We start from the raw sequence: 12664 nt of genomic DNA, 5'->3' as shown, positions 1-12664 counted from the left end.
AGGATTATGATAGCCACCGCTTGCGGCGACGATAACTGCGCACGTCGCGGAAGGATTTACGGCCCTCTTCCGACATGCCCAGATAGAATTCTTTGACGTCCGGGTTCTCGCGCAGCTCCGCCGCCGGACCATCCATCACCACGCGACCCGATTCTAGAATGTAGCCGTAATGCGCAAAGCGCAGCGCCACATTGGTGTTCTGTTCGGCCAGCAGGAAGGTTACGCCTTCGTTTTCATTCACCGATTTCACGATCTCGAAGATCTGCTCGACCAGTTGCGGTGCCAGCCCCATGGAGGGTTCATCGAGCAGGATCGTTTCGGGTTTGGACATCAGCGCACGGCCAATCGCCGTCATCTGCTGCTCACCGCCTGAGGTATAGCCTGCCTGCGATTTGCGGCGTTCCTTCAGACGCGGAAAATACCCATAAACCAACTCCAGATCGGCCGCGATCGCCGCCTTGCCGTCGCGCCGGGTATAGGCCCCAGTGAGCAGGTTTTCTTCAACGCTCAGGTGCTCAAAGCAGTGACGCCCCTCCATCACCTGCACCACGCCATTTTTAACAGTTTCGGCAGGGTCCTGATGCTGGATCACCTCGCCACGATAGCGGATCGAGCCCTTTGTGACCTCACCGCGCTCAGAGGCGAGCAACCCCGAAATCGCCTTAAGCGTCGTCGTTTTGCCCGCGCCGTTGCCGCCCAGCAGAGCGGTGATGCCGCCCTTGGGCACCTTCAGGCTCACGCCCTTCAACACGAGGATCACATGGTTGTAGATCACCTCGATGTTGTTGACTTCCAACACAGTCTCGACTGCCACGTCGGCATCAGGCATGTATCTCAACCTTCATTGTTCCATAAATATGCAGATTTCCTCTGGCCACGGCCCTCGCCGTGGCCAGAGGAAAAAGTCTAGTTGCAGCGCAGATCAATGTTGTTCTCTGCCGCAAAGGCCATGCTGTCCTCTTCGATCAGCGGTTCGATGATCTCGCGATCCGACATCTTGAACTCGGAAATCTGATTCCAGACGCCAGCCGAAGCATCCCACTGCGTCACAGCGCCCAGACCCGGACCGCCGTGATTTTCACAGCTGACCGCGAATTCAGGACCCATGCCTGCGACGCCGTATTCTGCCATCAGCGCATTGGTGATTTCGAGGTTTTCCATACCATCGACCATCATCGCCTGCGTGATGTCCATCACACCATGGATTTCCTGCGCCTTTAGGATCGCCATATGCGCGAGGAACCCGGCATAGATCGTGCGGTTGTAAAGCACCGTGCCGATCTGATCGCCTGCACCTGCGGCCTTGCCCGCATCCACGACGTATTTCTGGATATCAGCATAGATCGGATATTCCTTGCCGACACCATTCATGGTCAGCGCCTTGTAGCCATTGGCCGCAGCGCCCGCCGGGATCACGTCCGCCTCGGCCCCGGACCACCATGCGCCGATAAAGTTTTCCATCGGATAGCGGATGTTGGCGGCCTCCTGCACGGCGACCTGATTCATCACGCCCCAGCCCCACATCAGCACATTATCCGGCTTATCACGGCGGATTTGCAGCCATTGCGATTTCTGTTCCTGACCGGGGTGATCCACTGGCAGCAGGCTCAACTCGAACCCGTACTTTTCGGAGAGTTTTTCCAGCGTGCGGATCGGCTCCTTGCCATAGGCGGAATTGTGATAGACCAATGCGATCTTACGCCCGGAAATGTCACCACCGTTCTGATCCAGGAGATAGTTGATCGCCACGGAGGCCGCATCCCAATAGTTGGCCGGGAAATTGAAGATATTCGAGAAGACCTTGCCATTGGCGGCCGATGTGCGGCCATAGCCCATAGTGTGCATCGCGATGCCGTCTGCCGTGACCTTGGGGATCAGCTGGTAAGTGATGCCCGTAGAGAAGGGTTGATAGAGCAGCGAGCCTTCGCCCTTGGTGCTCTCATAGCACTCGACGCCTTTTTCAGTGTTATACCCGGTTTCGCATTCCAGAATACGCACCGGCACGCCGCCGATGCCCCCATCGCGCGCGTTCACCATGGTAAAGTAATCCGCATAGCCATCCGCCAGCGGGATGCCGCCAACGGCATAAGGGCCGGTGCGGAAGCTGAGGCTCGGCAGAACAAGATCCGCGAGCGCAGGGCTTGCCGCCATCAGAGCCGCGGTGGCCCAGGTTGCCAGTTTGTATTTCATCGTTATTTCCTCCCTTGGAAGTTGATGATGCCAGGTTGTCCCGGCTGTTATATTGCGTCTCTTAAGGTGGCCTAAAAGCCCACCTTACGGTTATCCCTCTCTAATGTGGAAAGGGCCATAGTCTGAGTTTCTCCTTGGCCACGCGCCAGAGTTGCGCCAGACCATGGGGTTCCGCGATCAGGAAGACCACGATCAACCCACCCACGATTACCAGATTGAGGTGCGCCACGATATCGGTGGGCCATCCCAACCAATCCACGCCGATGATCTTGAGCAGCACGGGTAGCAGCACGAGGAACGCGGCACCGGCAAAGCAGCCGAAGATCGAACCCAAGCCTCCGATGATAATCATGAACAGCACGAGGAAGGATTTGGTGATGCCAAATACCTCGCCTACCTCCACCGCGCCCAAGTAAACTGCGAAGAACAGCGCACCGGAGATGCCCACGAAGAACGAGCTGACAGCGAAGGCCGTCAGTTTGGCGCGCAGCGGGTTCACCCCGATGATCTCGGCTGCGATGTCCATGTCGCGGATCGCCATCCATTGCCGCCCCACCGAGCCACGCGTCAGGTTACGCGCCATCACGGCCGAAAAAATCGTGAAGATCAGGCAGAACATATAGGTTGCCCAGGCCTCGGTGTTGGGTCCGGTGATCAGAATCCCGAAGGTGTCACGTTCCGGTGCGTTGATCTGACCGGAAGCGGAATAATTGTAAAACCACGATACGCGGTTGAACAGCCAGACCAGAAAGAACTGCGCCGCCAGCGTCGCCACGGCCAGATAAAACCCCTTGATGCGCAAGCTCGGCAGACCGAACAACACGCCCACCATGGCCGTGATCCCGCCCGCCAGCAGCACATGGATGAACATGCTGACCTCCGGGAACGAGGTCATCAGCTTATAGCAGGCATAGGCCCCCACGGCCATGAACCCACCCGTTCCAAGCGACACCTGCCCGCAGTATCCCACCAGAATATTCAACCCGATCGCCGCAATCGTATAAATCAGGAAGGGCATGAAGATCGAATTGACCCAATAGTCATTAACCATGAACGGGACGATAAAGATCGCCACAAAGAGCACGGCATAATAGCGCCAACGGTCAAATTTGATCGGGAAGGTTTGACTGTCCTGCGGGTATGTGGTGCTGAAATCACCGGCTTCACGATAGAACATTCAATGTCTCCGATGTTGTCGCTGACATGGTCAATACGCCTGCGGTTTGAGCCGTCTTATTAACCATGCCACAATTTTTCCCAATTTCGCCGCATTCTGTCCCAATTGATCCGTCATGTTCATCATCGTGGTTGGGAGTGGTAATTATGACGGCGATCCTGAGGGAATTACGAACGCTTGATGAGCGGTTAGCACGCAAGGATATTTCCGATGTCGAATATGCAGCGCAGCGTGCTCGGCTGATCGAGAGCGTGGATGTCGTGGAACCCGAATTCGTCGCGGTCAGCGATTCCGTTCCACAAGGTGCCACGGTCAAACATGCCTCTGACACACCCTTGCCTGCCAATACCGGGGGCATGTCTTCATCGCTTGGCATTATTATCTGCCTCGGCGTTGTGGGCATTTGCTTATGTCTGGCAATGCTGACATTTGCCGATTTCAACCTCGCGCTGACCCTCGGCGTGACCGTGCTGGCCGCGCTCAGCATCGCATTGTTGCGCAATCTCGAAGAGTAATCTGCGCCCGGCGGACGGCTCAAAACTCGCGCGCCAGATGTGATGAAACGCCGGTCAAACACGCTCAATGATCTTCTCCCCAAACAACCCCTGCGGGCGAAACACCAAAAACACCAGCGCCAGCATATAGGCGAACCAGTTTTCCGTCGCGCCCCCGAGGAATGGCGCGCCAATCAGGAACTCAAACAGTTTTTCGCCCACACCGATGATCAACCCGCCGACAATCGCGCCGGGGATGGAGGTGAAACCGCCCAGCATCAAAACGGGCAGCGCCTTGAGCGCGATGAGCGACAGCGAGAATTGCACCCCCGATTTAGCGCCCCACATGATACCCGCGACCAAGGCGACGAACCCGGCCAGTGACCACACCAATATCCAGATGAAATTGAGCGACACGCCCACCGACAGCGCCGCCTGATGGTCATCCGCCACGGCGCGCATCGCGCGGCCCTGTTTGGTATATTGCGAAAACATCACCAGTGCCGCCACCAGGATGATCGCCACGACAGAGGCGACAATATCAAGGTTATCGATGAAAAACCCATAGCCGAACCATTCATAGGTGGTCGCGTCGATGGTCTCGTTGATCCCTTGCGGCAGCCCCACGCTCAGCGTCTTGATGTCCGATCCCCACATCAGATCCCCCACCCCTTCGAGGAAATAGGCAAGGCCAATCGTGGCCATGAAGAGGATGATCGGTTCCTGCCCCACAAGGTAGCGAAAAATGAACCGCTGCACGAGGTAGGCGAGCAATATCATCACCCCGATGGTCAGCACGATCGCGGCAAAGGCGGGCACGGTCCAGCCGAAATGATGAATATCTGTGCCAAAGATCGCATTGATCAGATGGGCAAAGGGCACCAGCCCGTTCATGATCCCGTAAAGCGTCATCGCCGCGAACAGCGCCATGACCCCCTGGGCGAAATTGAAGATGCCAGAGGCTTTGTAGATCAGCACGAAGCCAAGAGCGACCAGCGCATAAAGCACCCCGGCCATAAGCCCGTTGAGGAACACTTCGATGGTAAAGGCGAGTTGTTCAGGCATTACATAGCCTCTCTTTGCTTTTTGGCGCGTTCGACCGTTGCCTGACAATCTTCCGAGTTCAGACGATAAGCTGAGAAACCAAACGCAGCAGCTGATGGTTCAGTGTCGGACCCATTTTCCGGTTTTGGTAGAACCTGGCGGAATCTCGGAAAAATTGGCTGCGCTACCGCCCAATAGGAAGGCGCGTCGCCGCGACACTCGGCGACGGCGAAACCGGGATGTTGCGGGTTTTCAGCTTGAAAAACGTTAACTGCTGTAAGCGCGTCTTTGTGCCACGTGCTGACCGCAGCCTCCACGTCCTCAAATGCAAGCGTGGTAACCGTCGCATCTTCGGGGTCATGACCCCACATGCCGCAGGTTTGCCCAAGATGTTCCTTGATGCTTGTAGAATAGGTCATCACAACCCGACCCTCTGGCGTTTTGAGCTCTGCAGAAATCGCTCTTGGGTTTATCCGGGAAAGCCCCAAGACGCTTACCTGCGTAGACGACCCTTCCCGCACCGCCGCGACACAGCTCTCAATCAACTCAACAATGTCATAGGTTTCCGCAGCCTGCGCCTGCTGCGGCAGGAATGTGAAACACAAAAACAGGATTAAACACCCGACCGTGCCACACCCCCGCAAAAGCCACCGGATGCACCACAACGGTGCACAGGGAGTGTACAGGTTGTGCACGCATAGCACAGCGCGAAAATCAGTCATGGCTGACCCCCAAATAGGCGTCGATCACGGCCTGATTGTTGCGCACATCCGAAGGCGTACCGTCACCGATCTTCTTACCGTAATCCATCACGACCACCCGGTCGGATAGGTCCATGACCACGCCCATATCGTGCTCGATCAGCGCAATCGTCGTGCCGAATTCGTCATTCACATCGAGGATAAAGCGGCTCATATCCTCCTTCTCCTCGACGTTCATGCCCGCCATCGGCTCATCCAACAACAAGAGCGAGGGTTCTGCCGCCAGGGCGCGCGCCAGTTCCACGCGTTTTTTCAACCCATAAGGCAGGCGCGACACCGGCGTCTTACGGATCGCTTGAATTTCGAGGAAATCAATAATTTTTTCAGCCACTTCTCGATTTTCAGTCTCTTCCTTTTCGGCTTTGCCCATCCAGAACGACTGCGAGAACAGCCCCGTTTTCATATGGGTCAAACGTCCCGTCATGACGTTATCCAGCACTGACATGCCCTCAAACAACGCGATGTTCTGGAACGTGCGCGCGATCCCTTGCCGTGCAACCTGATAGGGTTTCATCGGCGGGCGCGGCGCACCTTTGTAGAACACCTGCCCTTCTTGGGGCACGTAAAACCCGGAAATAACGTTCAGCATCGAGGACTTGCCGGCTCCATTAGGCCCGATGATCGCACGAATTTCGCCTTCTCGGATGTCGAAAGAAATATCCTTGATGGCCTCCACCCCGCCAAAACGCAGAGTGATATTCTTCATCTCCATCACCACCGGGCCGATCTGGCGGCCATCCGCGGTGGTGTATCCGTCGGTTTGATCAAGCATCTTTTGCCACCATCGTTCTGAGGGTCTTCGGTATCTTAACCATTTTGTGCTCTAACTCTTTGGGGGAGCAGCGAGAGGAAACGTCACGATGAACAGAGACTGGGAACGCAACTGCCTGATGTCGATGGCAGACAAGCATCAGCGCCAAGGTCTTTGCCGCGCGGACGCCATCCGCGATATCAATGCGACCTTGTGTGGGTTTTCGACCTGCTTTCACATCATCCAGGCCGTCAACGCCGCCTATGATGGGCCGTCGAGAAACCTCTGACCCTAGGCAGCAGTGTAGCGGCAGCCCGGACAACACTACGTTTGGAAATGGCCCCATCATTCCGCCGCCATCTTCGTCGCTACCGGCTGAACCGCCGCACTGCGCACTTCCAGTGTCGCGGCAATCGAGCCCTTGCGCCCATCCTCATAAGTCACTTCCGTGACCGTCGAGACCTCAGACGACCCATCGTAAAGTGCTTCGATAATATCCGCGTATTTCTCCTCAATAATCCGGCGGCGCACTTTGCGGGTGCGGGTCAGCTCGCCGTCATCCGCGTCCAACTCCTTGTGCAGCACCACAAAACGGTGCACCTGGCAGCCCGACAACATCTCGTCCTGCGCGACGGATTTATTCACCCCCTCCACATGGCTCTGGATCGTATCCATCACCTGTGGATGGCGCGCCAACTCCTGATATGACGCATAGCCGATGTTGTTGCGTTCCGCCCAATTCCCCACGGCCGTGAGGTCAATATTGATGAAGGCCGTGCATTCGGCGCGGCCATTCCCGAACACCACCACTTCCAGAATATTGGGGAAAAACTTGAGCTTATTCTCAACATACTTCGGCGCAAAGAGCGATCCATCCGCCATCTGGCCCACATCCTTGGCGCGATCAATGATGCGCAGATGCCCCGTGTCTTCCTCAATGAACCCCGCGTCGCCTGTGGCCACCCAACCCTCGGCATCCTTGGTATCCGCCGTGCTTTCGGCGTTTTTGTAATATTCCACGAAAACCCCCGGTGAACGGTAAAACACCTCGCCATTCTCCGCGATTTTCAGCTCCACGCCGGGGCAACTTACGCCCACGGTATCACTGCGCACCTCGCCATCTGGCTGTGCGGTGATGAAAACGGTGGCTTCGGTCTGGCCATAAAGCTGTTTGAGGTTGATCCCCAGCGAGCGGTAAAAATCGAAGATTTCCGGTCCAATGGCCTCGCCCGCCGTATAGCCAACGCGCACACGGCTGAAACCAAGCGTATTTTTCAACGGGCCATATATGAACAATTCGCCCAGATTATATTTGAACCGATCCCATTGATTGACGGGCTGCCCGTCCAGAATGGCGGGCCCGATCTTGCGCGCATGCGCCATGCAGATATCAAACAGCCATTTCTTGAACCGACCGGCATCCTCCATCCGGATCATGACATTGGTCAGCTGCGTCTCGAAAACGCGCGGTGGCGCGAAATAATAGGTCGGCCCGATTTCACGCAAATCATTATGCATCGTATCCGCACTTTCCGGACAATTCGTGCAGAAACCAGTCCACATCGCCTGTCCCACGGAGAAAATAAAGTCCCCCACCCACGCCATCGGTAAATATGCCAGAATGTCATCGGTCTGACGCAGATCATCAAATTCCGATGAAGATTTTGAGGTCTCAATAACATTGCGGTTACTCAATACCACGCCCTTTGGTTTGCCCGTTGTGCCCGAAGTATAGAGCATCACACCAGTACTGTCGTAGTCCAGCTTCTGCTGCCGGGAGGTCAATTCGCCTATCAATTCGTCACGTTTCGCGCGGCCGACATCCTGAACATGCGCATATTGGTGCAGATGCGCATGTTCATATTTGCGCAGCCCCCGCGGGTCGAGATATATGATTTGCTCGCAATTCGGCAAATCATCCTGAATTTCGATGACCTTATCGACCTGTTCCTGGTCCCCAACGATCACGAAACGCGCGCCGCAATGCCCCATTACATAGGCCATTTCTTCGGCCACGGCGTCCTGATAGAGCGGCACCGGGATTGCCCCGACCATTTGAGCTGCCACCATCGACCAGTAGAGATTAGGCCGATTGCGCCCAATTACCGCGACAAAATCTCCTTCGGCGACACCCAGGTCGAGCAATCCGATCGCAAGCGCTTCGATTTCTTCGAGGGCCTCCTGCCATGTCCACGACTGCCAGATGCCATACTCCTTTTCGCGATACGCCGGAGCGTTCGCAAAATCACGCGCATTGCGATGCAACAACGCCGGGATGGATTGAGCCCCGCTGGCCCCCATGGTCTTGCTGTTCAACTGTTTTCCTCCCAGACCTTGCCATTCTCGGACAAGCGCAGCGCTTTCTGGCCACCTTAGGGACAACGTTGTTGTTTTTAGCCGTCAGGTCAACTTTTTCGTCATGATTTCTGGAACCTTGCGGAGTTTACGCAATGTTCCTGCATTAGCGACCGGGACAACCCTGTATGTTCTCCGCGTTTCTTAGAACGGAATTGATACGCGACAAACAGCATTTCGCGACTCAGTGGGTTTCCTTCGACCTGCCACACCCTCAAACACATAAACTGGTCACGTCAATCCTCGCTCTGACTGGCCAACGGATGACGCTCGAAAGAAACGATCTGCAACAGGCTTCCGACACATCATCTTCTGGGTGACAGGCCCATGCAATCAGCAGGCGTCTTCAATTTCGTTTTATGTGGCAGGCTTTTTTGACGCATAATGGACGGGCGATCTGCAAAACACGCCAAATCGGCTCGACCTCTCAAACCTCACGATTCTCTTTGATAAAAGCAATCATATCCTAAACGGGCGCTCGATCTCCGTCCCTCTGAGCGGCAGTCGCCGTTTGCGGCGATGAGAGAGGGGAACAAAATACCTTGGTGATTTCTTCAAGATCTCGTTGGCCTGCCGAAACGGGCGGATCTCAAACTCCAAGGCTTTGATGCGGTCACGTTTGGCAGTCGTCACGCCATTACGCCGATCAATGTCAATCGCAGCAGGCCTAACCCAAGAGCGCAACGTCCGGCCACAAAAAAGCCATCGAGACCTTTGGCGTGGATTGTGCTCTACCGACAATTGCTTGGAAATATATCCGAGTAGCCCCTCCCTCGGCTTCATATTCTCTTACGAGACCGTCATGTCAGGCTGAAGATAACGGAAGTCATCAAGATGGCCGGGTCGCCAGCAGTCTGTCTTCGCGAGGGAGCAAAGTACGCAAGGCTTTCAAAGCGCGGTAATGTTGCTTTTCAACGAGCCCGCGTGTTGCCTCTGCAAGCATGTTTCTACTGTCTGTATCGGTAAACACTTGGCTCAACTCTTCAATCTGTCTCAATAAAGATAGATGCGCGTCATCGGGATTTTTGTCGCCGGACAACACAAGTTGAAAAGCGAAACAAGCCCTACGGACTGGGGTTTTTGCGTCTTCGGGATGAATTGCGTCCCGAAGACGCAAAATATTGGCCCCTGGGGTCATTATCGCAAGGCGACTACGGCGGTCACCATTCTCGATTACTACGCCGTTAATCAATACCCGCTCCTTAGGGCTCAATTTAAGTACTAGTCCACTCATTTACTCGAACCTTCTTGCTTAAGACCTCGGAGGATTGCGGCGTTGATTTCTAGTAGCGGGACGGCAGTCTCTAATTTTTGGAGAACCTTATGCGTGTGCTGCCGCGTAAAATCTGCCAAATAAACTATGCTGGCACGCAACTCATTGGGAAGCAGGTTATCATCGTCTGCGGCGTCCAACCCTAAAGTCAGCCATAACTTATTGTTTTCATATAGCGCCGAAGCCAGCGCTGGAAAATCATCATTCTGCATTGCAGATTTCATACGGTACGAAATGCGGGCAATGACCTCATATTCGATGCTCCGCGTCGTTTTAATCGGAGCTTGCGTGGGCGCATATGCGCGCTGAGCCTGCGAAAATGCGTTCACGATACTGCCTTCGGTTTTATAAAAATGGGTAAGGGAAAGAGGCCCACCGGAGTGGGCCTCTAAAGTATCGCTTAACGGAAGAGCGACAGGATTGTCTGTGGTGCCTGGTTGGCGATAGACAGTGCCTGAACACCCAGCTGCTGCTGTGTCTGCAGCGCCTGAAGTTTCGCGGACGCAGCTTCCATATCCGCATCCACAAGCGTACCGATACCAGATGTCAGAAGATCGCTCAGCTTACCGACAAAATCGGACTGAGTTTTGATCTGACGTGCACTGGAACCAAGAGCGGCTGCTGTATCGATGGAAGTCTGGATCAAACCTTCAATCGCGCCCAAGGCTGCTTCAGCCCCTTCGTCGGTTGAAACGTCAATAGCATCCAACATAGCAAGTTGACCGGCAGATTTGTGAGCCTCAGTCGCCGAAGGCGCGACGACGTCAACTGCCAACTGGATTGTATCAGTGGCATCCGTCAAAGTTGAACTTGCGGTTAGACCAGTTGCAGTTGCCGTAACACTAAGTTGATCTTCAGTTACACCGTTTTCCATCGCCCAAACATCGAAAGCCGCTTTGAGCCCTTTGCCAATGTCTTCAGCAGTATCACCTTCTTTGCCTACGTAGACGATGTCGGAAGCAGCAGTCGCTGTGCCCGTCGTGAAGTCAGCCGGAGTGAAGCTGCTGGCGTCAGCATCAACACCAATCAAGCGAAGACTGAACGCTGTACCGCCTTTTGCCTCAACGCCAGTACCGGTCGCAGTGATGGCCACTGTTGCGTCCGTGGCGTTAATGGTTGTACCCGCCGCAGCAACTGCGCCACCTACAGTAGCACTACCGACAACGGCAACTGTTGCACTCAACTCAGCCTTGTTGGTACCAAGATCGCTGCGTGCGACTACGATTTCACCCGAAGAAACAGTACCGTCACTGGCACGGTCAAGAGATGACAAGATATTGGATGTTTGATCTTCTGTAGCAATACCCGAAGCATTCAGCAAATTCAGGCCGTTGAACTGGGCCGCTCCAACAATCGAAGCAATCTGTGTCGTCAGAGCTTCGATGTCTGTCTGGATCTTGTCACGGTCAACGTTGGATTCCTGAGCGTTTACGATCTTGCCTTTTACTTCGGTCAGAAGATCAGTGATTGCACCGGCACCGTTCATGGCAACGCCTACAGTCGCTTCACCAAGGGCCAGCGAGTCAGAGATGGCTGCGAAGCCTTTAACGTCCGACTGCATAACTTTGGAGATGGCCCAAACAGCAGCATTGTCCTTGGCAGTTTCAACAGTTTTACCAGTCGAAATTTCGCTTTGAACTTTGCCCAGATTGCTGTTGATGGATTTCAGTGTTTGCAGTGCGACCATTGCACTGTTGTTGGTAAGAATGCTCGACATGAAGCATGTTCCTTTGATCATTCACGCTTTGCGTGGATTGTGCCCCACCCGACTTTACGGGGGAACGAAACAGTCTTTCTGACCAATGCGATCACCCTACTTTAGGCAACGCGCCACCCGACCTCGGATGCAACGCCAACATGCACTCTCAAAGGCTAACGAGTGCTTAAACCACGCCATTGCAGTCTAGCAGTTTTTATTCAAATTTAACCTCACGCCCGCTTTTCCAAAACGCCCTCAGGGGTGATGTCGATTGTCTGGCGCGCACCCTTCTCATCATAGGTGTCAAGTGAACTGCGGACACGACGCATTGCCGCCAACCTGCGTGCGACTGTGCGAATACCTTCAAGTGCGTGATCAAGCAGTGCCTGATTTCTCTTCACCTTTGAGTTCAGGTCTTCCAATGGCGCGAGGGACGCCATCTCCAAATTAGATAAAGTATCAATTAGTTGTTCTTTACGCTCCAACAGGCGCCCGACTTCATCGAGATTTCCCTCTAACAAAGCCGTGCGTTCGGATTCGAGAACATCGTCCAATGCGTCGATCACATCTTGAAACTCTTCATGCGTCATTTTGTTTCTCCTTCAGTGCTTGAAATAGTGATTCGCTCAATCCGATGCCCCCGGCCTTGACCATTTGCATCGCCTGCTCTTGCAACAGGAAAGAACCAAACTGTTCCTCTCCCGCTCCACCGCCAAAGTGGTCGCTTGTCTTGCCTAAACCCGCAGATTTCAACATTTCCGCCAGAAAACTGGCCTCAAGCTTTTGGGCAACTTCGCGCAGCGCCTGGTCTTTTTGTGTGGGTATTACAGATCCGTTTACGGATTGAATTACTGACATGTCTACTGTCTCCAATTGCAACTACTTTTCGTGAGTATGTGCGCAATCGGTAAAGATGCAGT

14 protein-coding genes and 1 pseudogene are annotated in these 12664 nt (G+C 54.5%); 2 read left to right on the top strand and 13 right to left on the bottom strand.

Features of this window, described 5'->3' with window-relative positions; all coding sequences use genetic code 11:
- Positions 1-4 precede the first annotated feature (4 nt).
- The 3 genes from ROLI_RS00380 to ROLI_RS00370 all read right to left on the bottom strand — a co-directional run bounded on the left by ROLI_RS00380 (position 5) and on the right by ROLI_RS00370 (position 3367).
- Complete coding sequence (locus ROLI_RS00380; RefSeq protein ID WP_187430677.1) at positions 5-829, bottom strand: ABC transporter ATP-binding protein; 825 nt, start codon at positions 827-829, stop codon at positions 5-7.
- Positions 830-906: 77 nt separating this feature from the next.
- On the bottom strand, positions 907-2190 hold the full coding sequence (locus ROLI_RS00375) for an ABC transporter substrate-binding protein (protein WP_187430678.1): 1284 nt from the start codon (positions 2188-2190) through the stop codon (positions 907-909).
- A 100-nt stretch (positions 2191-2290) separates the two neighbouring features.
- Complete coding sequence (locus ROLI_RS00370) at positions 2291-3367, bottom strand: branched-chain amino acid ABC transporter permease (RefSeq protein ID WP_187430679.1); 1077 nt, start codon at positions 3365-3367, stop codon at positions 2291-2293.
- Positions 3368-3513: 146 nt separating this feature from the next.
- On the opposite strand from ROLI_RS00370, the gene ROLI_RS00365 reads away from it, so the two are divergent.
- On the top strand, positions 3514-3882 hold the full coding sequence (locus ROLI_RS00365; RefSeq protein ID WP_187430680.1) for an SHOCT domain-containing protein: 369 nt from the start codon (positions 3514-3516) through the stop codon (positions 3880-3882).
- A 54-nt stretch (positions 3883-3936) separates the two neighbouring features.
- Here ROLI_RS00365 and ROLI_RS00360 read toward each other — a convergent pair whose 3' ends face one another.
- The 3 genes from ROLI_RS00360 to ROLI_RS00350 all read right to left on the bottom strand — a co-directional run bounded on the left by ROLI_RS00360 (position 3937) and on the right by ROLI_RS00350 (position 6438).
- On the bottom strand, positions 3937-4926 hold the full coding sequence (locus ROLI_RS00360; protein ID WP_187430681.1) for a branched-chain amino acid ABC transporter permease: 990 nt from the start codon (positions 4924-4926) through the stop codon (positions 3937-3939).
- Positions 4926-5327, bottom strand: coding sequence for a hypothetical protein (locus ROLI_RS00355; protein ID WP_338469218.1), 402 nt, complete (start codon positions 5325-5327; stop codon positions 4926-4928). The genes ROLI_RS00360 and ROLI_RS00355 overlap by 1 nt, the downstream gene beginning before the upstream one ends.
- A gap of 292 nt (positions 5328-5619) precedes the next feature.
- Positions 5620-6438 carry an ABC transporter ATP-binding protein gene (locus ROLI_RS00350; RefSeq protein ID WP_187430683.1) on the bottom strand — a complete coding sequence of 273 codons (819 nt, stop codon included), beginning with the start codon at positions 6436-6438 and terminating at the stop codon, positions 5620-5622.
- An 88-nt stretch (positions 6439-6526) separates the two neighbouring features.
- Here ROLI_RS00350 and ROLI_RS00345 point away from each other — a divergent pair, with 88 nt between their 5' ends.
- The gene (locus ROLI_RS00345) at positions 6527-6706 is read left to right on the top strand and encodes a hypothetical protein (RefSeq protein ID WP_187430684.1); all 180 of its coding nucleotides are present in this window, start codon (positions 6527-6529) and stop codon (positions 6704-6706) included.
- A 56-nt stretch (positions 6707-6762) separates the two neighbouring features.
- Here ROLI_RS00345 and ROLI_RS00340 read toward each other — a convergent pair whose 3' ends face one another.
- The 7 genes and pseudogenes from ROLI_RS00340 to ROLI_RS00315 all read right to left on the bottom strand — a co-directional run bounded on the left by ROLI_RS00340 (position 6763) and on the right by ROLI_RS00315 (position 12602).
- On the bottom strand, positions 6763-8718 hold the full coding sequence (locus ROLI_RS00340; protein WP_187430724.1) for an AMP-binding protein: 1956 nt from the start codon (positions 8716-8718) through the stop codon (positions 6763-6765).
- A gap of 582 nt (positions 8719-9300) precedes the next feature.
- Positions 9301-9465: pseudogene (locus ROLI_RS23920) on the bottom strand (IS3 family transposase); the annotation flags it as partial.
- Positions 9466-9601: 136 nt separating this feature from the next.
- Positions 9602-10006, bottom strand: coding sequence for a flagellar biosynthesis repressor FlbT (gene flbT, locus ROLI_RS00335; protein ID WP_187430685.1), 405 nt, complete (start codon positions 10004-10006; stop codon positions 9602-9604).
- Complete coding sequence (flaF, locus tag ROLI_RS00330) at positions 10003-10374, bottom strand: flagellar biosynthesis regulator FlaF (RefSeq protein WP_187430686.1); 372 nt, start codon at positions 10372-10374, stop codon at positions 10003-10005. The genes flbT and flaF overlap by 4 nt, the downstream gene beginning before the upstream one ends.
- Before the next feature lie 71 nt (positions 10375-10445).
- Positions 10446-11762 carry a flagellin gene (locus tag ROLI_RS00325; RefSeq protein ID WP_187430687.1) on the bottom strand — a complete coding sequence of 439 codons (1317 nt, stop codon included), beginning with the start codon at positions 11760-11762 and terminating at the stop codon, positions 10446-10448.
- 212 nt (positions 11763-11974) lie between these two features.
- The gene (locus ROLI_RS00320; protein WP_187430688.1) at positions 11975-12334 is read right to left on the bottom strand and encodes a flagellar biosynthesis protein FlgN; all 360 of its coding nucleotides are present in this window, start codon (positions 12332-12334) and stop codon (positions 11975-11977) included.
- Positions 12324-12602, bottom strand: coding sequence for a rod-binding protein (locus ROLI_RS00315; RefSeq protein WP_187430689.1), 279 nt, complete (start codon positions 12600-12602; stop codon positions 12324-12326). The genes ROLI_RS00320 and ROLI_RS00315 overlap by 11 nt, the downstream gene beginning before the upstream one ends.
- Between the last annotated feature and the right edge of the window lie 62 nt (positions 12603-12664).

Origin of the sequence: Roseobacter fucihabitans (assembly GCF_014337925.2) — a bacterium.
Taxonomy (GTDB): Bacteria; Pseudomonadota; Alphaproteobacteria; order Rhodobacterales; family Rhodobacteraceae; genus Roseobacter; species Roseobacter fucihabitans.
The sequence above is the reverse complement of the archived record's forward strand: the minus strand, read 5'-3'. Positions and strand labels throughout refer to the sequence as shown.

What these genes read in the sequence shown, in the direction of transcription:
- ROLI_RS00380 (WP_187430677.1), bottom strand. Translation starts at nt 829, where the DNA reads ATGCCTGATGCCGACGTGGCAGTCGAGACTGTGTTGGAAGTCAACAAC.
- ROLI_RS00375 (WP_187430678.1), bottom strand. Translation starts at nt 2,190, where the DNA reads ATGAAATACAAACTGGCAACCTGGGCCACCGCGGCTCTGATGGCGGCA.
- ROLI_RS00370 (WP_187430679.1), bottom strand. Translation starts at nt 3,367, where the DNA reads ATGTTCTATCGTGAAGCCGGTGATTTCAGCACCACATACCCGCAGGAC.
- ROLI_RS00365 (WP_187430680.1), top strand. Translation starts at nt 3,514, where the DNA reads ATGACGGCGATCCTGAGGGAATTACGAACGCTTGATGAGCGGTTAGCA.
- ROLI_RS00360 (WP_187430681.1), bottom strand. Translation starts at nt 4,926, where the DNA reads ATGCCTGAACAACTCGCCTTTACCATCGAAGTGTTCCTCAACGGGCTT.
- ROLI_RS00350 (WP_187430683.1), bottom strand. Translation starts at nt 6,438, where the DNA reads ATGCTTGATCAAACCGACGGATACACCACCGCGGATGGCCGCCAGATC.
- ROLI_RS00345 (WP_187430684.1), top strand. Translation starts at nt 6,527, where the DNA reads ATGAACAGAGACTGGGAACGCAACTGCCTGATGTCGATGGCAGACAAG.
- ROLI_RS00340 (WP_187430724.1), bottom strand. Translation starts at nt 8,718, where the DNA reads ATGGGGGCCAGCGGGGCTCAATCCATCCCGGCGTTGTTGCATCGCAAT.
- flbT (WP_187430685.1), bottom strand. Translation starts at nt 10,006, where the DNA reads ATGAGTGGACTAGTACTTAAATTGAGCCCTAAGGAGCGGGTATTGATT.
- ROLI_RS00325 (WP_187430687.1), bottom strand. Translation starts at nt 11,762, where the DNA reads ATGTCGAGCATTCTTACCAACAACAGTGCAATGGTCGCACTGCAAACA.
- ROLI_RS00320 (WP_187430688.1), bottom strand. Translation starts at nt 12,334, where the DNA reads ATGACGCATGAAGAGTTTCAAGATGTGATCGACGCATTGGACGATGTT.
- ROLI_RS00315 (WP_187430689.1), bottom strand. Translation starts at nt 12,602, where the DNA reads ATGTCAGTAATTCAATCCGTAAACGGATCTGTAATACCCACACAAAAA.